This window comes from Shewanella sp. SR1, from assembly GCF_020447145.1.
Classification (GTDB): Bacteria; Pseudomonadota; Gammaproteobacteria; order Enterobacterales; family Shewanellaceae; genus Shewanella; species Shewanella baltica.
Genome location: NZ_JAJAEF010000009.1, coordinates 118,303 through 139,616 on the forward strand (window position 1 = coordinate 118,303; position 21,314 = coordinate 139,616).

The following is a 21,314-nucleotide window of genomic DNA, read 5'->3' on the forward strand; positions in this document are numbered from 1 at the left end:
ACTTGCTGCAAGGTTTAAGATTAAAACGGTTGGCTAAAAAGTTATTATTTTAAATAAGTAAAATAAGCGACTTAGCAGAGCACATCATACAACAGCCTCAATCCCCGCATCACTAAAACTCGCCATTTGATTGTAAAAATTTACTGAGGCTTGAATAAGCGGCAACGCCAGAGCTGCGCCCGTACCTTCGCCTAATCTTAGCCCGAGTGATAATAAAGGTTTCGCCTGCAAAAATTCTAACATCCGCTGATGGCCTTGCTCGTCTGACTGGTGGGCAAAAATCAAATAATCACGCACATTGGGGGCGATTTGCACCGCGACTAATGCTGCCGCAGTAGCAATGAAACCGTCCACAACCACCAGCATTTTGCGCTCGGCAGCCGCTAATATAGCCCCCGTCATCTGCACAATTTCAAAGCCACCTAGGCAAGCTAACACTGATTTTGGCCCAGTTAAGGCGCTTTGATGCAGCAATAACGCCAGCTCAATAAGCATCAGTTTACGTTCTAAGGTTTCGCTATTGATGCCCGTGCCACGGCCGACACAATCAATCACGTCGAGCTGCATGATCGCCGCCATAATGGCCGCCGCCGCCGAGGTATTGCCTATGCCCATTTCGCCAAAGGCAACTAAGTTACAACCTGCTTGATGGTGACGTTCAATCAAATCGCGCGCCATCGCAAAGCCTTTATCGACGGTTTCCAGCGCCATCGCGGGTTCTAAATGAATCGCCCCTGTGCCCGCGCCAAGACGTTGATCGATAATGCCTTCAACCCCTTCGACTGGCGTTAAAATACCGCAATCGATCACTTCGAGCGTAAAGCCCACCTGCCGACAAAAGACGTTAATCGCCGCGCCGCCATGGGCAAAGTTTTGCACCATTTGGCGCGTCACTTCGCTAGGGGCAATCGACACGCCTTCTGCGGCAATACCATGATCACCCGCAAACACTAACATGGTTGGATGAACGATTTTCAACACAGTATTTTGTGGCTGATCCGTTTGTTGCAAATCAGTCGCTTGCACGCGGGCAATCTGTAAGGCTAAGGATTCGAGCTGACCTAAGGCGCCGGGCGGCTTAGTCTTAAGATCAATTTTTTGCTGGATCAGCGGATCCTGCGTTTTACTCACAGGGCTGATTTGAAAAGACACGGCTGACTGAGACATCCACACTCCACTTATTATCTTAAATAACCACAACGCATCCTGCGTCTATGACTAACATGTCCAATTTTGCATTTCCAATCGCGGGGCAGATATCAACAAAAATGCTGATTATCCCGCCAGTCTGCGCTTGCTAGATGACTCTAGGATTACGTTCTGACTAGGTGCTTACGGCATGACTCTGCGTTTACGCAAAATCAGCAAAAAGAACATGCTACCTATGGCCGCCGTGATAATCCCCACGGGCAACTCTTGATTGCCCAATAAACAGCGCGCCAGCACATCAATCCACACCATAAATAATCCGCCCACCAGCGCCGTTAATATAATCGGCTGACGACCGGGAAACAGCATGCGCACTGTGTGGGGGATCATCAAACCGACAAACCCAATCCCGCCGCAGGTAGCGACCAAAATCGCGGTAATCAAGGAGCAGAGCAGCAGCATATTGAGTCGCAACTTAGGCACATTCACCCCTAAGGTATGCGCCGTTTCATCCCCCGCTTGCAACGCCATGATCTGCCGTTTCATGCCTAAAATAATGAACAAACTCGCGCCAATCACCAGTGTTGGCAGCACTAGCAAGGACCAACTGGCCTTAGCGAAACTGCCTAAACTCCAAAACAGCACAGAAGCCGTCGCCTGCGGACTGGCGAAATACAGCAGCAGACTCGTTAGCGCGCCGAACATAAAGGAGGTCGCCACGCCTGAGAGCAACATGCGTTCCACTTGGCTATTGAGCCCAAGGCCAGACAAGGCCAGCACTATCAGTACCGACAAACTGGCGCCAATAAAAGCGCCGAAGGGCAAGCTAAACCAAAGCAAACCCGACAAGGCGCCCGAACCACTAAAAATCCCCGAGTTCGCCGCCACACCCGCATTCTCAAAAAATCCAGAGCCCGTGAATAACGTCAACATCACCACAGCGCCAAAGGACGCGCCTGAGCTAATGCCAAACAAATAAGGGTCGGCCAGTGGATTGCGGGTCACGGTTTGCAGCACGCTGCCCGCCAAAGACAAGCCCGCACCCGCCACAAAGGCCAGTAAAATACGCGGCAGTCTGAGCTCCATCACGATGCGCTCCGTCATGCCATTGGCTTGAGTGAGGTTGGCCATTTTATTGATAAACACTTGGATAACATCCATAAAACTGATGTTCGCCGCGCCAAAACTCGTGGCGGCAATGGGGGTTATCAAAGTGATTATGCCTAATGCGACCAGCATCAGTTGTTGTCTCGTCAAAGGTGTCACGATACGCCCCAAATGTGAGATGAAATGCTGTTTACTCCCTGAATCATCCGCCCTTGCCTCGCTCAGCCAAAGCATCAGCCATGTTGTGCGTCGAATCATGGTAGCCATAAAAGTAGCTGATTAAGGGCTTTTTATGTTGTGGATGGGTCGACACCTGAGCGCAAACGCCGAACACATCGCCAATTCGCGCTTCGGTTAATACCTCGGTTGGCGTGCCCATAGCGCTAACTTCACCGTTATGGATCAACAACAAACTGTCGCACAGGGCGCTGGCTAAATTGAGATCGTGAATGGAGGCAATCACGCTGATGCCAAGGCTACGCACTAATTCGAGGATTTGAATTTGATAACGCACATCGAGGTGGTTGGTTGGCTCGTCGAGGATCAACAGTTGCGGCTGCTGCACTATGGCGCGGGCGATCAAGGCACGCTGCTTTTCACCGCCGGATAAGTGCTCGTACTGTTGGTGCATCTTATGGCTCAGGCCGACTTTCTCTAGAGCCTTTGCAATGCGCTCGCCGTCACAGCTCGAATTGGTATCGAACATGCCCTTATGCGGCGTTAAGCCCATGCTGACCAATTGCTCTGTGGTTAGGTCAAAATAATGTGGCGTGTCTTGCTGCACTACAGCGACACGGCAGGCAAACGCCTTGGGCGATAAACGCTCAATATCTTGATCAAACAGGGTAATTTTGCCCTGAGTCGGGCGAACAAACCGATACAAACAGCGTAGCAAGCTAGACTTACCCGCACCGTTAGGCCCAATCAAACCCAACATCTGCCCCGTTGGCAACGCAAAGTTAATATTGGAAAGAATGGTTTTGCCATCGATACACCAGCTTAACTGGCTGACATCGAGCGCGGCCGTCTGGCTCGCTGATGGGCGAGTGTCGCTGTCATTCAAAGCATGGCTCGTTTGGATGGCAGAGAGTTTCACCAAAGTGGTGCTCCTAGCGAGTCCAAACCTGAATAAAAAAAGGTTGTGCACATTGTCATCGGCTCCCTCGAGTCACCCGCTCGAGAACTAAGGCTGCACGCAGCGATAACAGAAATAGGCAGGTCTCCTGACTCGTCACTTTTCTATTGAAAACAATATAAAAAGTCACTCACAGTTGCGGGCACAGTTCGGGCTGACTGACGAGCAGCTCCCCGATTCCCTATTATGTTGAGATTGATTTCAAGCCTTTGCAGCGTGCCTCGGCCATAACTGCCACAGAACACCCTTGCACCGCTCAAAACTCCCAACACCTATTTCTGTGACGTCATCCGGTACACTGCCACCAGCCTTGCAAGGCCGTGTGCATCGGGGACGTCAGGAAAAAGCATTATCCTATATTTACCTTAATTGGCAATCGACAATCACGCTGCTAAGACAAGAAAAATCTTCACCTTAGGGCAACGCGGATCACTCGCAGCGTCCGCTCGGCCAATCTAAACGCCAGTAACAAACGCCGTGCTCATCCTGCAGCACATTAATGCTCACCACGGCCGCCACGGGTAAATCGAGTTGACTGTAAAAGCCCACCGCCCGTTCAACCCCAAGGGCGCGCGCCATTAAGTGACGGATCACTCCGCCGTGAGTCACCACCCATACTTTGGCAGCCAGTTCGCCCGCACTCAAGCTCACACCCACGCTAGCGCCCACAGCCAGCTCGGCGTTTTGTGAGTCAACTGTCAATCGTTCAAACTCGGCGGCGAGTATCTGGTCAATGGCGACATTCACCCGCGACTCGAAGCTTGCCATAGTCTCACCATTGGGCGGCGGTGTTTGCCAAGGGTTTTGCCAATAGGCCGCTAAGCGTTCGCCCTCTTGCTGATACAGCTCATCGAGTCGACAACCGTCCCAATCGCCAAAGTCGATTTCTTGTAAACCCGAGAAAAACTGCGCCTGCAATGGCCTTGACTCTGATACCAACGCCGCCGTCGAATGCAGCTCGGCGGCAAAGGCTTGGGCAAATTCGCCGCAGCGGCGTGAAGTCGAACTATAAATCGCACTGCACACGCTGGCCTGCGCCTCAACCGCTGCCGACATTTGCTGCCAGCCCTTTTCGCTTAAAGGCACATCCACACGGCCGCGTAAAATGGCGCCGCCTTCACACTCGCCGTGGCGTAACAATAACAATCGAACTTGTTTCATCGTATTCCTATGTCTATCACTCGTGGCACATTTTGTTGAAAGCCCACATTAGACCCGTCGTCCTATATACTCAATTACGCCCTAGCCCTGCAACTAGCTCTACAACTAGCCCTAAAAAAAGAGCCGTTAAACTGGGTGAAAAGTGGTGATAGGACTCAATTGTCGTCAGTCAATTTTGACCTTGCCCTGACAATCATAAGTCGCGTATTATGGACGTCTATACGTTTAAATGTCCAAAACTAAACTCTAACGATAAATAACTAAAACGAGTAGTCAACATGTCGACCGACCAGAATAAAGTGCACTTAGCCTAACTAGGGTCGATAACGAGAGCCGATATCTGGACTGCACAACACGCTTTACCCTGCACTTAGCATAACAAGGGTCGATGCTTGGACTTAACTTAGCTGTATTTAAGGTAATTATTTATGACGATACCCTCTACCAAAGCCGGCCAGATATTGGCAGACATTCGTAAACAGCTTGCTGAGCGCATTCTAATCTTAGACGGTGCCATGGGCACAATGATCCAAGACCACAAGCTCGAAGAAGAGGATTATCGCGGCGAACGCTTTAAAGATTGGCACACTGACGTCAAAGGCAACAACGATTTATTGGTGTTGTCGCAACCCCACATCATCAAACAAATTCACACCGACTACTTAAACGCCGGTGCCGACATCATTGAAACCAACACCTTTAATGCTACGACTATCGCCATGGCCGACTATGACATGCAGTCGTTGTCCGCCGAAATTAACTTAGCCGGTGCCCGTCTTGCCCGTGAAGCCTGTGATGAAGTGTTTGCTGCCACAGGCATTCCACGTTACGTCGCTGGTGTGTTAGGCCCCACTAACCGTACGTGTTCGATCAGCCCCGATGTGAACGACCCTGGCTATCGCAATGTCAGCTTCGATGAGTTAGTGAGCGCTTACCGAGAATCCACTAAGGCGCTGATTGAAGGCGGCGCGGATATCATTATGGTCGAGACCATATTTGATACCTTAAACGCCAAGGCCGCACTGTTTGCGATTGAATCGGTATTTGATGACTTATTTGGTCAGCATTCTAAAGACAGATTACCGATCATGATTTCGGGCACCATTACCGATGCCTCAGGCCGCACCCTTACCGGCCAAACCACCGAAGCTTTTTATAATTCCCTGCGCCATATCAAGCCGTTATCTATCGGTCTTAACTGTGCACTCGGGCCAAAAGAGCTGCGCCCGTACGTCGAAGAATTATCCCGTATAGCCGAATGTTATGTGTCGGCGCATCCGAACGCGGGCCTGCCGAACGAGTTTGGCGGCTATGATGAAACCCCAGAGGACATGGCGAACGTGATTGAAGATTGGGCGCGCGAAGGCATGCTCAATATTATCGGTGGTTGCTGTGGTAGTACGCCTGAACATATCCGCGTTATTCGCGAAGCGGTCGACAGACATAACCCGCGCGTCTTGCCCGATATCCCCGTAGCCTGCCGCCTTGCCGGTTTGGAACCACTGACTATCGACGCCCAATCCCTGTTCGTTAACGTGGGTGAGCGCACCAACGTCACAGGTTCAGCCAAGTTTTTAAAGCTGATCAAAGACGGTAAGTTTGAGCAAGCGCTCGATGTGGCTCGCGAGCAGGTCGAAAGCGGCGCGCAGATCATCGACATCAACATGGACGAAGGCATGCTCGATGGCGCCGAGATCATGCACAAGTTTTTAAACTTGATTGCCTCTGAGCCCGACATCAGCCGTGTGCCAATTATGATCGACTCATCCAAATGGGAAGTGATCGAAGCTGGCCTAAAATGTATTCAAGGCAAAGGCATAGTTAACTCGATTTCCCTCAAAGAAGGCGAAGCCAAGTTTATCGAGCAAGCAACACTGGTGAAACGCTACGGCGCGGCGGCCATTATCATGGCGTTCGACGAACAAGGTCAGGCCGATACCAAGGCGCGTAAAATCGAAATCTGTACCCGCGCTTATAGGGTGCTGGTTGATAAGGTCGGCTTTCCGCCAGAAGACATCATCTTCGACCCGAACATTTTCGCCATCGCCACAGGTATCGATGAACACGACAACTATGCAGTCGATTTTATTGATGCCATCAAAGCGATTAAAGCCACCCTGCCCCACGCAATGATTTCGGGCGGTGTGTCGAATGTGTCGTTCTCGTTCCGCGGTAACAACCCAGTACGCGAGGCGATTCACGCGGTATTCCTGTACCACGCCATCAAAGTCGGCATGGACATGGGCATTGTCAACGCGGGCCAATTAGCCATTTACGACGATATCGATCCTGAGCTTAAAGTACGGGTCGAAAACGTGGTGCTTAACTTGCCCTGCCCAGTTGAAGGCTCGAGCAATACCGAGCAGTTACTTGAAATCGCGGAGAAATTCCGCGGTGATGGTGCGCAGGTCGGTAAGAAAGAAGATTTAGAATGGCGCAGCTGGCCAGTGAGCCAACGCTTATCCCATGCGCTAGTGAAAGGCATTACCGAATTTATCGATGAAGATACCGAAGCCGCTCGCCAAGAAGCGAAACGTCCGCTGGATGTGATTGAAGGCGCCTTGATGGACGGCATGAACGTGGTCGGCGACTTGTTCGGCTCGGGCAAGATGTTCCTGCCGCAGGTGGTGAAATCGGCGCGAGTAATGAAAAAAGCCGTGGCTTACTTGAACCCCTATATCGAGCTGGAAAAGGTCGAAGGCCAATCTAATGGCAAGATTTTGATGGTGACAGTAAAAGGTGACGTGCACGATATCGGCAAAAATATCGTCGGCGTGGTGCTCGCCTGTAACGGTTTTGAGGTATTCGATTTAGGCGTGATGGTGTCGGTGGAGCGAATTCTCGACGCAGTGAAAGAACACAATATCGATATCATCGGCATGTCGGGGCTCATCACGCCGAGTCTGGACGAGATGGTGCATAACGTGAAAACCTTCCACCGCGAAGGCTTAACCATTCCGGCGATTATCGGCGGTGCAACTTGCTCGAAAATCCACACAGCGGTGAAAATTGCGCCCCATTATCCCCATGGCGCTATCTATATTGCCGATGCGTCCCGCGCCGTGCCAATGGTGAGTAAGCTCATCAACAACGAGACTCGCCAAGCGACCATAGACGAAACCTATGCCGAATACGACGACATGCGCACTAAGCGTTTATCCCAAGCCAAGCGCAAAGAGATAGTGTCAATCGAAGCGGCGCGCGATAACCGCTGCCAACACGATTGGGCGAACTACACCCCGTTCACGCCAAACGTGCTCGGGCGCCAAGTATTTGATAATTATCCGTTAGAAGACTTAGTCGAGCGTATCGACTGGACACCGTTTTTCCGCTCGTGGGAACTGCACGGCCACTACCCTGAAATCCTCACCGATAAAGTGGTCGGTGAAGAAGCGCAAAAGCTGTTCGCCGATGGTCAGGCCATGCTCAAACAAATCATCGAAGAAAAGTGGCTCACGGCGAAAGCGGTTATCGGCTTATTCCCTGCCAATACCGTCAATTACGACGACATTGAGCTGTATACCGATGAGTCGCGCACCACAGTTGAAATGACCACACATCACCTGCGGATGCAGCTTGAGCGTGTCGGTAACGACAACTTCTGCCTATCCGACTTTGTCGCGCCAAAAGATTCAGGCGTCGCCGATTACATGGGCGGCTTTGCGGTGACCACGGGCCACGGCATAGACGAACATGTGGCACGTTTTGAAGCCAACCACGACGACTACAACGCCATCATGCTCAAATGCTTAGCCGACCGTTTGGCCGAAGCCTTTGCCGAGCGGATGCACGAGCGGGTACGTAAAGAGTTTTGGGGTTATGCGGCCGACGAGCAGTTAAGCAACGAAGCCTTAATCCGTGAGAAATACAAAGGCATACGCCCCGCACCGGGTTACCCAGCATGCCCAGATCATACAGAAAAAGGCTTGTTATGGGACTTGCTCAAGCCCGATGAGACTATCGACTTGAACATCACCGAAAGCTACGCCATGTTCCCCACAGCGGCAGTATCGGGCTGGTATTTCGCCCACCCGAAATCCCGCTACTTTGGCGTGAGTAACATCGGCCGAGATCAAGTGGAAGATTATGCCAAGCGTAAAGGGATGACTGTCGCAGAGACGGAGAAGTGGCTGGCGCCAGTGTTGGATTATGATCCTGAATAATCAGCGATCCTGAATAGGGAGTGACCCAGAGTAATCATTGGTACTCGTTAATGCCCAAGTTTCACTTGGGAAATTAGGCAAAATTTGGAATTAAGGGGCTGAGTCGAAGCCCCTTATTTTTGGTTTTAATGTCTAACTTTAAAATCAAAATAAAAAATCAAAGTCGTGGAATTCCATTCCACACCAGGGCAAGAAGGGGATCAACAGCAATCCCCCTCTTGCATCTCCCCTTGCCGCCCCTAGCGAAGTTACATGCATTGAATACTGGCTTCGTGCTTATTCGAAAATCGCTAACGCTTCCGATGGTACATCCTGTACCCCGAAAGCTACGCAGACGTCCTGTCTGCGTCACGCTATTTTCTTCAACGCCCTTCAGCAACTTCGCAGGGGATCGGTGAACTTCTGTGGCATTAGAGTTAATTTTTAGCAATGAAGGGCTTTGCTTGTCCAATCCCTATATATTACTGGGCAACCCTTGGTATGAGCTCGCCGTTTACATCACATACCTCACCATCAACAATTGTCTTTACACGTTTATTTTGTAGCAGTGTTAATAGTTCCTGTAGGTACTCTGTATCATCTTTAATAATAATTGCACCATTTTGATCAAACTCAATGAGCCAATCACCAGCCTCTTGGGCGGCGACTTTTAGCTTCCCTAACCACTCTTCATCGGTGTAATAACCTTTTGCGGCGACAGAGGCCAGCTGTCTCATGAAGTTTTTGTTTTTGCCTACTGCTTGTTGTAATGCATTTGCTTTACTTTCGACAAATAATGGGCTTTCACTGATAGACTTCATTGCCAGATCACGTTGAGCTTGCAGTCTCTCATGGAAATTCAGGGAGGTTTCGAAATTGGTTACTGCTTTGATATATACAACGCTTTTGTAGCATAGATAATCAATACTTTTATAAATTCTAAAACCAGTGTTTTGTGCTACATCTGCAACGAGATCACCATCTAACATATCCAACTTCAAATACGATTGATTTGCGTTCTTTACTGACCAGACCGAGGATATGTACTTAAATGCATATATTTTTTCACCGCTATGTAAAACGACTTGCAAAATATACATATTCTTATCGTTCAACTCTCCCTTATCCTTAATTTGAGGAATTACTTGGTTCTCAATTGAGTCAATAAACTGATCTACTCCCGTGATATCAGAATCTACATAGATATATTTAGCATCGTCTAATGTGTTGATGTATTTATATGCGATTAAGTCATCAGTCTCATTAATAGAATCACTAACAGCATCCTTCATCATATCTTTTATAGGCGCTTGAGATACAAGACGATAAAGAGAGTTAACCCTATTATCTTTTGAACGAGTTGATGCGGTTGTAACAAAGATATTTACAGTGGCTCCAGTGAAGTCAAGACCTTTAAGATGTCTTAACATTGCAATTTCAATCGCACGCTCCACTGCTACCTGCTCGGCATTACCAACTTGATTATTCATGTTCACCTATATCATTTAAATAAAAATCGAATTCCTACAACAACTTTCATATTGACTATAGCAGAAGATTTTTGAGGAATACCTTTACATAAAGCGCACTCGATTTGTTTCAAATTACTACCGACATGCTGATACTCAACTTGATACAGTCTAATACCTAGAAGCAATAGCATCGGATTAAAAAATATACTCTCATTTTTCTTGATAAATGCAAACATGAAAACAAGAAAAACAACAAGCGAAGCAATGTTTTGAATGTCGCTATAGTTAAAAGCAAAAAGACCAATTAAAAACGGGATTGTATAATTAATCATATCCCCTTTTTGGCTTGATGAAGCAATTATAACAACAGGTTCTCCTCCTCTTTTACCTGAAAAAACTCTAGAAAGACTCTCTGATACAATTAAGAAACAAATTCCAGATACAAAGAGAGCACCAACCGCTACTGGTCTGACATAAATTCCTGAGCCAAGATAAAACATCTCCAAGCCCACACAGTCATTGATATCCCTAATATACAGTATTAAAAATAACGGGAAGTATGAAGAGATAAAAATTACTATCTCAGCCCACAGCTTTACAGAGATCTCTTGATTGGCATCCTTAATCATTTGCACCTGAAATTTATCTATTTTATTGAATTTAATTATATATCGAAGACTTGTCTATATCTATAGAACAAATCCGTCCACCCAATATAAAACAATAACATAATGCGCTTTCCTTTTTTATTCAAGTAGTTGTTGGCAAGGATAGTACAGCCATCACTTCCATACTCAAAAAATATGGCGGCCTCTATTTTCGCGCTTTAAATATCGATTACTTTACTTCGGCAGTACCAATTCCCCTGAATCGTACGCTCTATCAAATTCTGCTTTTGCATCGGCTTTGTGGTTGATGCAGTTAACCATGTGTTCGTCGGACTTAAAGTTTTTACAGTCTTCGGGGACTAGATAATACTTGCGCCATGCTTCGGCTTTGCGTAATCGAGCGGCCTCGTTTTGCTTGGCTAGTCTGGATTTTTCAGCCGCATTTTGCTGTAACTCTTGCTGAATTTGGTACTCAGCAAGCTGGCGATCTTTCGCAGCCTGCTGGCGAGCAAGTTCCGTTTGCTTTTGTTGCATAGCAAACTCATTAAGCCCTTGTGTCAGGCGGTATTCGACATAACTCAAATAGCCAATTCGCACTAATAAAGTGACCAAACCCGCTAACAAGATACCCAACGTAATTTGTAAAACTGATTTCATCCCTAACTTCCAAAGTCCATTACCGATAAAAATGCGATTTATGCCGTTAAAATCCGAGCAACATTAAGATGTTGCTGACTGCACCTATGAAGCCCAGTATCAAAACTTTAATCACACCAAACACTAAGCGAACACAGTAGCCGCAGAATACATTTCCCCTCGGAGTTGCCGCAGGGCGAATAGGCAAATTGCGTGAGTCTCGCCATGGATGGCGAGCTAGCTTTCGCAGGTGCAGGGACGCATCCTTCGGAAGCGATAGCAAATTTGCCAATGAGCACAAGGGGCTTTCAACTCCGTTGGGGGCGGCAAGGGAGATCCAAGAGGGAATTGCTGTTGATCCCCTCTTGGTCGGGTGTGGGTTGAAGACCCACGACCTTGATTAACATCGGCCGTTAGGCCGCATTAACTCAACGAACTCAACGCGAAACGGTTAACCCATAACACTCAGTACAGTGCTACAAACACAGAGCAACAAGAAAATAAGTGCCAAAGCATATTCACGAACTTGCAGGAGGAGTTGGGTATCTAAGAAAGAGAAAAGACACATCGTCCTGATGCAAGTGACTCGAATCGCGGGTACGCGATTAAAGCTCATCCTTGTTAAAAACCTAAGATAGCGACATAGCGTACACTTGTCTATAACTTTAGCATTACAAATCAAGTAATTAAGCAAACACTGATTTAACGATATGGGTATGAATGTATATGACTAAACCTGTCGCCATCAAATAGCACTATCTCTTGATCTTGCAGTGGCATGAAGTCTCGCTGTGTCAGGCGGTCTTATTTTGGCAAGCGAGCCAATTTTGACATACGAAAATGGGTTCAGTGAACGCATTAGCAAAGGGGGACTAAGCAAAGGGCGCTGAGCAAAATTCAGCCATAACGTAACTGAGTTGAATCACAGAGCGAACATCACTGTAGAAGCCTGATAACACAGGTGCTACACACGAATTTAGCTTGGTTAAAACTGCGACAATTAACCGCCTAAATTTGCATTTTCAGCCCTACATGCTAACGTGGCTAATGTAAATTTACATTCAGTGTTTATCAAAGTTATGTCGCAACAATCAATAAAAAGTCGATCGACAACAAGCCTATATCGGGCGATACCAAGCAGCGCGGCTGATATGACACGGAAGCACAACTGAGGTTGAGATATGGAACCATCTAATACATCACGCCGGACCTTTATCAAGCAATGTGTGATTGGCGGGGTTGCCGTATATTCGGCCCCTTTGTTGTGGGAAATGAGTCGCGCGAATGCGGCAATTGTCTCACCTGAACTGGCAGCCCAATGGCAAACTCAGGTTAATGGTCAATCCAAACCTAAGTTTCGTAACGATGGCATAGCGAAGGTCACAGGCCAAAAGGTCTATGGCCGTGATTACCGCGCTATGGACATGGAGGGCTGGCCCAAGCAGCAAGGTTACGCTTTTATCCTACGCGCCGCCGATGCATCCCATGTTTATCAAGGCTTTTCCCTCGACCACCTGCCCGCGTCGGCTAAGCCCTATAAAGTGATCACTGCGGCCGATCTGGCCCGCGATAAGGTCAAGCTGCCCGATTTTTACGGTGACAACATGTTACTGGCCGAAGGGCAAACCGCCGACTACTTAGGTCATGCGGTGGCAATATTATTGTTCGACAGTTTCCCCGCCTTTAAGCAAGCTAAGTCCTTACTGCAATTTGACCAGACCTTACTGCGCTTTGGTGAGCAAACGCCGTTTGTGTCGGACACCAAAGACCCCTACGCCAGCTGGCGCCTTATTCGAGTTGAAGGTGAAAATGGCGCAAGGGAAGATTTATATAGCCCGCTCCACGATGGGCTATTTTTCCCCAGCGTAAAAGATCGCAAGCCAGAATGGTTAGGCAATCCGAATGCCAAAGGGACAGTGTCTGAGCGCGGGCTTTATTATGCCGGCGAGATTGATAAGCAGATTGCTAGCGCCCAAGCTAATCAACAATGGCAAGTGCTAGAGCGGGAATATCGCACCCAGATCATCGATCCTATGATGATGGAGCCCGAAGCCTTTAACGGCTGGTATGACGCAACTAGCCAAACATTCCATACAGTGATTACCTCGCAGTCGCCGCAGGACTTTCAAGAGATGGCAGTGCACATGCTGTTATCTGGCCCACTGGCAGGCAAGGTAAAACATCTGGTGGTGCACTCGCCTTATATCGGCGGTGGATTTGGCGCGAAAGACCATTCGATATTCCCCTATTACGGCGTGCTCGCGGCCATTTATGCCAAGGGGCCAATCCGACTCGCCAATGACAGATTCGAGCAATTCCAATCTGGGCTTAAACGTCATCCGTTCATCATGAAAAGCCGCTTAGCGGTGGATAAATCGACCTTAAAAATCCAAGCCTTAACTTCGCAGATGACAGTCGATGGCGGCGGACGAGTGAACTTCACTCCTTCTGTAACCTCAGTTGGCGCGACGGCGATGCAAAGCATTTACTACACACCGCGCAACGATATTATCGCCACCGCCTATGCGTCGCGTAACCCTGATGCGGGTTCGATGCGCGGTTATGGCACGCTGCAATCGATGACGGCGATGGAATGCATGATCCACGAGATAGCCGACGAGTTAAAGGTTGATCCCTTTAAACTGCGCGCCGCCAACGTGATGGAGTCTGGCCAGCGTAATACGCAAGGCGCAATTCCTAATGGCACTTTGCGTTACCGCGAAATGCTCGACATGGCCGAACAAGATCCCGTGTGGCAAAACCGTGCGGTGAATAAAAAGGACTATGAGGCCAAACATCCGGGGATGCGTTACGGCGTCGGTTTTGGTATCGCCACCAAAGATTATGGTACGGGCGCAGCGGCGCCAAGTGCGGCGGTTCGCCTAGCGAAAGACGGTAAAATCACCCTGGAAATCGGCTTTATCGAAATGGGCACAGGGACACAAACCTCCCAAGCCGTTGTAGTCAGCGATGCCCTCGGCAACTTTGCCGATGAGGTAAAACTCGCCGAAGTGGATATTTGGGATGCGATGCAATTAGTGCAAACCGATAATCCTTATATTATTTCGCAGCAACGCCAAGATGAAATGGCGGCCAATCCACGCTGGACACCGGTTAAAGCCATGGCATCGTCGGCATCTATGTCGGCCTATTATCAAAGCCATGTCAGCCGCATCGCCGCCGACGTGATCTACCGTCACGGCCTGTGGCCTGCGGCGGTATCGATTTGGAACGAGTTGTATTTTAACACCCCAATGGGCTCGACTAATTTGCATAACGCCCGCGATGGTCGCTGGGTCGATGGCAAGTTAACCGCCTTGGGCTTTCCGCCGCTGTCGATCGATATTCTCGCGAAACGCGCCCACGACATGGGCTTAGTGGTCGGCGTGATGGGCCATGCCTTTAATCGCTGGGCTTGGGCCGAAGCCGATTTCGACATTCTTGGCACTAAAGAACGTTTAGCACTCGATGCGCTGGCGCTGCAATACGGCGAAGGGAACGCGACGTTTGCGGCAACTTCCGACACGACTATGAGTATCAAAGCGCGCCAAGCCAGCATGAAGTCTAATGGCTATCACTTGATCGATCGTCAAGCCATGAGTTATCCCAAGGCTGAACTAAACAATGCCATGGTGACCTACTACGCCCCCTGCGCCACTTTGGTTGAAGTGGCCGTAAACGAAGGCAATGGCGAAGTCACGCTGCTGAGTTCTCATACTTGGTTAGAGGCAGGCAAAGTGATCGTGAAAGAACTGGTCGAAGGGCAAATTCAAGGTGGCCTTGCGATGGGGATTGGCCATGCACTGCATGAAGGCTTACCGCCATTTGAAGCAGGCGCTGGCAATGGTACGTGGAACCTCAATCGCTATCAGGTGCCGTTAGCGCGGCATGTGGGCGTGTGGGATCAACGCCATACCATATTGCCGCAGTTATCTGATAACGATCCCAGCCGAGGTATCGCCGAAGTGGTGATGATCCCTGTGGTCGCGGCGCTGATTGAAGCCGTGTATCAAGCGACCCATGTCCGCTTTTACGATTTACCTATGACAGCGAAAAAAATTAAGGAGGCCATGGCATGAGCCAGTCTATTAAACTGACCATTAATAACCAAGCCGTAGGCCCGATTGAAGTCGCCGATGGTGTGATGATGATTGAGTTTCTACACGAATACTTGAACCTCACAGGCACTAAGTTTGGTTGCGGCGCGGGCGTATGCCACGCCTGTACTGTGATCGTCGATGACGAGCAAGGCATGAGCGAAGTGGTGCGTACCTGCATCAATGGTGTTGAGCGTTTTAATGGTAAACGCGTCCGCACAGTCGAAGGTCATGCTAGACAAAACTCCCTTGGCGAAATCACCGCCCTGAGCCCAGTACAAGAGGCTTTTTTGGAACATTTCTCGTTTCAATGTGGCTGGTGTACCTCGGGCTTTGTCAACGAATCGACCGCGCTGCTTGAGCGATTAGAGCGACAACCTATCGCTAAAGATCAAGTTGAAAAAGTCGTTGAAGATGCCTTGAGTGAACACGTATGCCGCTGTACTGGCTACGTAAAATACTATGCGGCGGTTAAAGATCTGATCCTCAAGACTAAGGGGCTAACCCTGTGATGACATCAGCCAATCTGCGCCATTTCTCGCGCCATTTCCCGCATATTAGTAGGATAAAAAATCTGTTGAGTCACAATCTACTCCTGAGTTTAGGGCTAGGTTTGCTCGCCTGTTCCAGCAGCGTTGCCGATGAAGGTGGCAATACAACAAATAGTGACATCGCACGCGGCGCGTATCTGATGAAGATAGGCGACTGTGTGGCCTGCCATACTGCGGTAGGCGGGCGCGAACTCGCAGGCGGTTTACCGTTCGAAACGCCCTTTGGCGCTGTGTACTCGACCAATATCACTTCTGATAAAGAAACCGGTATTGGCAAATACAGTTACGAGGACTTTTTTGATGCCATGCACCACGGTGTTGGCGTCAACGGCAACCTCTACCCTGCTATGCCCTACACGTCCTACAGCCTGCTGACGGACGACGACACTCAGGCGATTTATGCCTATTTGATGAGTACTAAACCCATCAAGCAAGCCAATCGCGACAATGATGTTTACTTTCCGTTTAACCTGCGTTTTGGCCTAAAAGCCTGGAACTTAGTCGCCCACGATGCTAAGGAATTTACCCCGAGCAAGGAAAAAAGCGAGCATTGGAACCGCGGTAATTACTTAGTCAATGCCCTAGGGCACTGCGGTGAATGCCACACCCCAAGAGACACGATGTTTGCGATGGAGCAGGACAAGCACTTTGAGGGCGCGATTATCGAAGGGCTAGAAGCATCGGACATTCGCCCCGCCGAGCTTAACAGGCAGAACTGGACCCATGAGGATCTTAAGTCGCTGTTTACTGAAGGCTATTCCCGAAAAGGTACTGTCTTTGGCGGCATGTATCCCGTGGTGTATCACAGCTTCAGCCACTTAACCGATGATGATATGCGCGCGGTAAGCAGTTATCTGCTCGATACCGACGAAGATATTAAACCACAAGCGCTCACCTTTAACGGCCATAAACCTGAACTGCCAGGCTATACGCTCTACAAAGGTTACTGCGCCGGTTGCCATGGTCAAAATGGTGAAGGTCGCCCCAACGTCGCCCCCGCGATGGCTGGTAACGCCACCTTAGATAAAGCCAGTCCTCACAATATCGTCGCCGTGATGCTAAAAGGCATTAAGAGCCAGCATTACAACCTCACCACCAGCTTTTATGCCATGCCGGGATATGCTGATGAGTTAAGCGACGAGCAGATTAAAGACTTAGCCAATTACCTAAGACTCACCTGGAGCACACAACCCGGTAATCTCGATGTGAAGACCATCCAAAGCTTGAAAGAAGTGATCCTCGAGCACGAATAACCCGCATAAGTATGTGGGAGATTTAAGATAAAACCCGCATGGATATGTGGAAGATTAAAAATAAAAGCCGACGCTAGCGTCGGCTTTTGCTTGAATGATATAGCGCGCATGAATCGGCCACTCATCGACTTAATCAAAGTAAGCTGAATCAGAATAAGCGGGATCAGAGTAAGCGGAGCTTCACTCCCAGTTAGCCACGCAGTCGAGTATCGAAGAAGGCTAAGCTGCGCGCCCATGCGAGCTCGGCGGTGGCTTTATCGTATCGTCCTGTTGAGTCGTTATGGAAACCGTGATTCACATTCGGGTAAAGATAAGCGACATAATCGGCTTTATTGGTTTTTAGCTGGGTTTCATACTCGGCCCAAGTGTCGTTCACCCGCTGATCCAATCCAGCAAACTGCAACATTAGCGGCCCTTTCACGCGGCCACGCAGCTCTGCAGCTGCGGGTGTGCCATAGAAAGGTACGCCAGCATTAAGCTCATCGGGAATCGTGGCGGCCAGCATATTGACGATATAGCCGCCAAAACAAAAACCTACTGCACCGAGTTTGCCATTGCTCTGGGGATGAGATTTTAAAAACTGCGCGGCGGCAATAAAGTCTTGTTCAATTTTGGCTCTGTCTAAACTGCTTTGCATCGCGCGGCCCGCATCATCATTGCCCGGATAACCACCGAGGGAATAAAGTGCATCGGGGGCGAAGGCGATATACCCCTGCGCCGCTAATCGGCGAGCAACATCTTCGATATAGGGATTTAGGCCACGATTCTCGTGCACCACTAATATCACAGCAGCTTTTTTACTGGGATCTAAAGTCTTGGGCTCACCAGCGGCACTGCCCGCAAGCAATAACTCATTGGGTATTACTAAATAGCCGCGCCCTTCACCGTAACCATTGGGCGAGGGAAATTTAACATAGCTGGCTTGAATACTCGGGTCGTTAAACGACACTTGTTCGGCAAGGGCATAGTTCGGCATGAGTGCGCCCGTGAGCGTTGTCAGGGTAAACCCTAGCGCCACCAGTCCTGCAAGCCGCCCCATAAACTCACGGCGATCGATAATGCCGTGGGCATATTCGTCATACCAGTCAAAGGCTTCCTGCGGTATCGGTTGTATTTTCTGAACACTCATCTGGCTTTTTTCTGCTACGGCTTGCTTGTCTTGCTGTGTCATCGTTATTCCTCCGTTGAACAAGCTAACCACAGGTCACTTCCCTAGCTTGTGGGTGTGAAGATTTAACTCAAGAGTAAAGGAAGAATCGTACTTAGGGCAACTGACTTTAACGTGTGCTGTTTTGTAAGCTTAGTTTGAAATAACACACGATTGGCACAAACGGCTGTCGGTTAAGGCTAGGCTAGCTTAAAATAGCGATTTAGATTCTAGAGGGCTTGGCGTGATACAACATAGAGCTAGCCAGATGGTGATATTTCACACTCTGGTAACCAGTGGCAGTTTTACCCAAGCGGCAGCTAAGTTAAAAACCTCGACCTCCTATGTCAGCAAGCAAATTGGCGCGTTAGAAGCTGAGCTGAACTTACTGTTAGTGCAGCGCACCACGCGCACCTTAGTGTTAACTGACGCTGGCCAGCAATTTGCGCGATATTGTGAGCAAGTGTTTGAAGCAACGCAAAATGCCGAGGCCATGATGCTGGATGCCCGCGACGACATTAGCGGGACGATTCGCCTCGGTTCTTCCCAATCCTTTGGCACCTTACACATCATCCCCGCGCTGGAAGTGTTGCAGGAAAAATATCCCGAATTACGATTTGAGCTGAGCCTGTTCGACCATAAGGCCGACATGCTAGAGGAAGGCCTCGATCTGTGGATCACTAACCATGAACAGCTGAACGAAGGTTATATCGCCCAGCATCTCGCCGAGACTAACTTTGTGGTGGTCGCCTCCCCCGATTATTTACTCAAGCACGGCATCCCACACCATCCACGGGAGTTAGCTCAGCACAATTGTGTTATCTATCAAAGTAAAAGCCGTAATTATGATCGCTGGAGTTTTGCTAGGGATGACCATGAGCAAACCGTCAATGTGGCAGGCAATTACCGTGTCGACTTAGCCGAAGCCGTGCGCAATGCCGTGATTGCAGGGCGAGGCATAGGCTACGTGGCCACGTATTTACTCAGTGATGAGTTTCAAAGCGGCAAGCTTATTCAACTCTTACCCGATTGGAAACCGCTGCAACAGATGCCCGTTTACGTGGTTTACCCAAGGCGGCGCCATTTACCGACTAAGTACAAAGTGATTATCGAATGTTTAAAGTCCCATATCGGCCACCCGCCCTACTGGGATAAAAAGCTCAAACCTTGGTTAGGTAAGACTGTCACCTAAGCTCCAGTCACTTAAGCTACTGTCATTTAAACTACAGCCACTTAAGCTGCATTTCAAACCAGCACTGACTACTGCACCAGCCTAAAGCCGTCTGTGGCGTGATGTCTATTATTGCCGCAGACACAAATATTATTTCCTCTGGGCAACAGTAGCCAAAATCATTTTTATTATCCTGCATAAACAGCAACTTAAACTGTTGCTATTTTCTACGATTTTATCGTAACAGCCCAGTAACGCCCTCGACTTGCCCTTACGCTGACTCGGCCTACAATGCGCGACTTCTTCTATCACTCAAAAGAATAAACCCATTATGACCGCGATATTAGGCATGATTAGCATCTTGTTTTTTGCTTGGTTACTGTCAGTGAACCGCAAGAACATTCCCTACCGCACTGTGATTTTAGCCCTAGGCCTACAAATTATATTTGCCCTGTTAGTGCTCTACGTCCCTGCGGGTAAGGCCGTATTGCAGTCTGTTACGGCGGGCGTGTCGAGCGTGATAGCCTACGGCAACGAAGGGATTGGTTTCCTATTTGGCGATATCGCCACGGGTAAAGTCGGCTTCGTATTTGCGATCAATGTGTTAGGTATCATCATCTTCTTCTCGGCGCTGATTTCAGCCCTGTACCATATTGGTCTTATGCCTAAGGTGATCAACATTATTGGTGGTGGTCTGCAGCGTTTATTGGGCACGGGCCGCGCCGAGTCTTTATCTGCCACGGCGAACATCTTCGTCGGCATGATTGAAGCGCCGCTGGTGATCAAACCTTATTTAAAGCACATGAGCGATTCGCAATTCTTCGCGGTAATGAGCTGTGGTTTAGCCTCAGTCGCGGGCGGTACATTAGTGGGATATGCCGCTTTAGGTGTCGATCTTAACTATCTGATTGCCGCTGCCTTTATGTCAGCACCTGCGGGTCTGTTGATGGCGAAAATCCTCATGCCACCCAACGAAAATGACAAAAACAATTCAGATGAAATCACCTCAGTCGAACTGCCACGCGCCACCAATGTGGTTGAAGCCTTAGCCGATGGTGCTATGTCTGGCATGCGGATCTCAGTCGGGATCGGTGCCACTCTGCTAGCCTTTGTCAGTGTTATCGCCCTGCTGAATGGCATGTTAGGCGCTGTGGGTGAATGGTTCGGTTACCAGTTAAGCTTCGAATTCTTGCTCGGTTATCTGTTCGCGCCTATGGCGTGGCTGCTGGGTATTCCTTGGCATGAAGCTATTACCGCGGGCTCACTGATCGGCCAAAAAATCGTGGTGAATGAGTTTGTGGCCTTTATTCAATTAATGAAAGTAGAAGACCAACTGAGTGCCCATTCACAGGCAGTTGTCACTTTTGCCCTGTGTGGTTTTGCGAACATTTCAACCATGGCAATTTTGATCGGTGGACTGGGTAGCATGGTGCCAGAGCGCCGCGAATTTATCGCCCGTAATGGTTTTCGCGCCATTGCCGCCGGTGTATTTGCTAACCTCATGAGTGCAGCAATCGCCAGCGTGATCCTCTCGCTGTAGCTTGTTTTCGATAACAGGTTTCTGTCCTCGAGTATCAATCACTGATCTCGAGCATCGAAATAGAAAAAGCGGATCCCAGCGTAAACCCAAATCAAGCACGCCTTGGTTTGGGTTTTGTTTTATCCCCCCAGCTAAACTCGCTTTT

At 49.1% G+C, this 21,314-nt stretch carries 14 protein-coding genes and 1 riboswitch; of the genes, 6 read left to right on the forward strand and 8 right to left on the reverse strand.

Annotated features, from left to right (window positions below; genetic code table 11):
- Window positions 1-84: 84 nt before the first annotated feature.
- The 4 genes from cobT to KV201_RS10780 form a co-directional block, all read right to left on the reverse strand.
- A complete protein-coding gene (gene cobT / locus KV201_RS10765) occupies window positions 85-1,167 on the reverse strand; it encodes a nicotinate-nucleotide--dimethylbenzimidazole phosphoribosyltransferase (RefSeq protein ID WP_226059311.1) in 1,083 nt (360 codons plus the stop codon).
- 165 nt (window positions 1,168-1,332) lie between these two features.
- On the reverse strand, window positions 1,333-2,490 hold the full coding sequence (locus KV201_RS10770; RefSeq protein ID WP_226059356.1) for an iron ABC transporter permease: 1,158 nt from the start codon (window positions 2,488-2,490) through the stop codon (window positions 1,333-1,335).
- Entirely contained in the window at window positions 2,459-3,352 is an 894-nt protein-coding gene (locus tag KV201_RS10775) for an ABC transporter ATP-binding protein (RefSeq protein ID WP_226059312.1), read from the reverse strand. The genes KV201_RS10770 and KV201_RS10775 overlap by 32 nt, the downstream gene beginning before the upstream one ends.
- 99 nt (window positions 3,353-3,451) lie before the next feature.
- A riboswitch (cobalamin riboswitch) is annotated at window positions 3,452-3,617 on the reverse strand.
- 203 nt (window positions 3,618-3,820) lie between these two features.
- Window positions 3,821-4,552 (reverse strand): histidine phosphatase family protein, encoded by a 732-nt coding sequence (locus KV201_RS10780; RefSeq protein WP_226059313.1) that lies wholly within the window; start codon window positions 4,550-4,552, stop codon window positions 3,821-3,823.
- A 428-nt stretch (window positions 4,553-4,980) separates the two neighbouring features.
- On the opposite strand from KV201_RS10780, the gene metH reads away from it, so the two are divergent.
- On the forward strand, window positions 4,981-8,715 hold the full coding sequence (gene metH / locus KV201_RS10785) for a methionine synthase (protein ID WP_226059314.1): 3,735 nt from the start codon (window positions 4,981-4,983) through the stop codon (window positions 8,713-8,715).
- 461 nt (window positions 8,716-9,176) lie between these two features.
- Here metH and KV201_RS10790 read toward each other — a convergent pair whose 3' ends face one another.
- The 3 genes from KV201_RS10790 to KV201_RS10800 form a co-directional block, all read right to left on the reverse strand.
- Window positions 9,177-10,184: a Kiwa anti-phage protein KwaB-like domain-containing protein gene (locus KV201_RS10790; RefSeq protein ID WP_226059315.1), complete on the reverse strand. Its 1,008-nt coding sequence runs from the start codon at window positions 10,182-10,184 to the stop codon at window positions 9,177-9,179.
- An 11-nt stretch (window positions 10,185-10,195) separates the two neighbouring features.
- Window positions 10,196-10,795 carry a hypothetical protein gene (locus tag KV201_RS10795; protein ID WP_226059316.1) on the reverse strand — a complete coding sequence of 200 codons (600 nt, stop codon included), beginning with the start codon at window positions 10,793-10,795 and terminating at the stop codon, window positions 10,196-10,198.
- A gap of 213 nt (window positions 10,796-11,008) precedes the next feature.
- A complete protein-coding gene (locus tag KV201_RS10800; protein WP_226059317.1) occupies window positions 11,009-11,431 on the reverse strand; it encodes a hypothetical protein in 423 nt (140 codons plus the stop codon).
- Between the two features lie 1,160 nt (window positions 11,432-12,591).
- On the opposite strand from KV201_RS10800, the gene KV201_RS10805 reads away from it, so the two are divergent.
- Genes KV201_RS10805 through KV201_RS10815 form a run of 3 tightly spaced genes read left to right on the forward strand, consistent with a single transcriptional unit; the run spans window position 12,592 to window position 17,311 of the window.
- Entirely contained in the window at window positions 12,592-15,489 is a 2,898-nt protein-coding gene (locus KV201_RS10805; protein ID WP_226059318.1) for a xanthine dehydrogenase family protein molybdopterin-binding subunit, read from the forward strand.
- Window positions 15,486-16,019: a (2Fe-2S)-binding protein gene (locus KV201_RS10810; protein ID WP_006082848.1), complete on the forward strand. Its 534-nt coding sequence runs from the start codon at window positions 15,486-15,488 to the stop codon at window positions 16,017-16,019. Before KV201_RS10805 ends, KV201_RS10810 begins: the two co-directional genes overlap by 4 nt.
- A complete protein-coding gene (locus KV201_RS10815) occupies window positions 16,019-17,311 on the forward strand; it encodes a cytochrome c (protein WP_226059319.1) in 1,293 nt (430 codons plus the stop codon). The genes KV201_RS10810 and KV201_RS10815 overlap by 1 nt, the downstream gene beginning before the upstream one ends.
- A gap of 190 nt (window positions 17,312-17,501) precedes the next feature.
- Here the strand turns inward: KV201_RS10815 and KV201_RS10820 are convergent, their stop codons facing one another.
- Window positions 17,502-18,482: a dienelactone hydrolase family protein gene (locus KV201_RS10820; RefSeq protein ID WP_226059320.1), complete on the reverse strand. Its 981-nt coding sequence runs from the start codon at window positions 18,480-18,482 to the stop codon at window positions 17,502-17,504.
- Window positions 18,483-18,702: 220 nt separating this feature from the next.
- Here KV201_RS10820 and KV201_RS10825 point away from each other — a divergent pair, with 220 nt between their 5' ends.
- Together KV201_RS10825 and KV201_RS10830 are read left to right on the forward strand one after the other, a co-directional pair.
- Window positions 18,703-19,650: a LysR family transcriptional regulator gene (locus KV201_RS10825; RefSeq protein WP_226059321.1), complete on the forward strand. Its 948-nt coding sequence runs from the start codon at window positions 18,703-18,705 to the stop codon at window positions 19,648-19,650.
- Window positions 19,651-19,960: 310 nt separating this feature from the next.
- Window positions 19,961-21,169 (forward strand): NupC/NupG family nucleoside CNT transporter, encoded by a 1,209-nt coding sequence (locus KV201_RS10830; protein ID WP_226059322.1) that lies wholly within the window; start codon window positions 19,961-19,963, stop codon window positions 21,167-21,169.
- Window positions 21,170-21,314 lie beyond the last annotated feature (145 nt).

Bases quoted from the DNA above. Each gene is read 5' to 3' on its own strand.
- KV201_RS10800 (WP_226059317.1), bottom strand. From the start codon at position 11,431: ATGAAATCAGTTTTACAAATTACGTTGGGTATCTTGTTAGCGGGTTTG.
- metH (WP_226059314.1), top strand. From the start codon at position 4,981: ATGACGATACCCTCTACCAAAGCCGGCCAGATATTGGCAGACATTCGT.
- KV201_RS10790 (WP_226059315.1), bottom strand. From the start codon at position 10,184: ATGAATAATCAAGTTGGTAATGCCGAGCAGGTAGCAGTGGAGCGTGCG.
- KV201_RS10810 (WP_006082848.1), top strand. From the start codon at position 15,486: ATGAGCCAGTCTATTAAACTGACCATTAATAACCAAGCCGTAGGCCCG.
- KV201_RS10820 (WP_226059320.1), bottom strand. From the start codon at position 18,482: ATGACACAGCAAGACAAGCAAGCCGTAGCAGAAAAAAGCCAGATGAGT.
- cobT (WP_226059311.1), bottom strand. From the start codon at position 1,167: ATGTCTCAGTCAGCCGTGTCTTTTCAAATCAGCCCTGTGAGTAAAACG.
- KV201_RS10780 (WP_226059313.1), bottom strand. From the start codon at position 4,552: ATGAAACAAGTTCGATTGTTATTGTTACGCCACGGCGAGTGTGAAGGC.
- KV201_RS10795 (WP_226059316.1), bottom strand. From the start codon at position 10,795: ATGATTAAGGATGCCAATCAAGAGATCTCTGTAAAGCTGTGGGCTGAG.
- KV201_RS10815 (WP_226059319.1), top strand. From the start codon at position 16,019: ATGACATCAGCCAATCTGCGCCATTTCTCGCGCCATTTCCCGCATATT.
- KV201_RS10770 (WP_226059356.1), bottom strand. From the start codon at position 2,490: ATGCTTTGGCTGAGCGAGGCAAGGGCGGATGATTCAGGGAGTAAACAG.
- KV201_RS10830 (WP_226059322.1), top strand. From the start codon at position 19,961: ATGACCGCGATATTAGGCATGATTAGCATCTTGTTTTTTGCTTGGTTA.
- KV201_RS10805 (WP_226059318.1), top strand. From the start codon at position 12,592: ATGGAACCATCTAATACATCACGCCGGACCTTTATCAAGCAATGTGTG.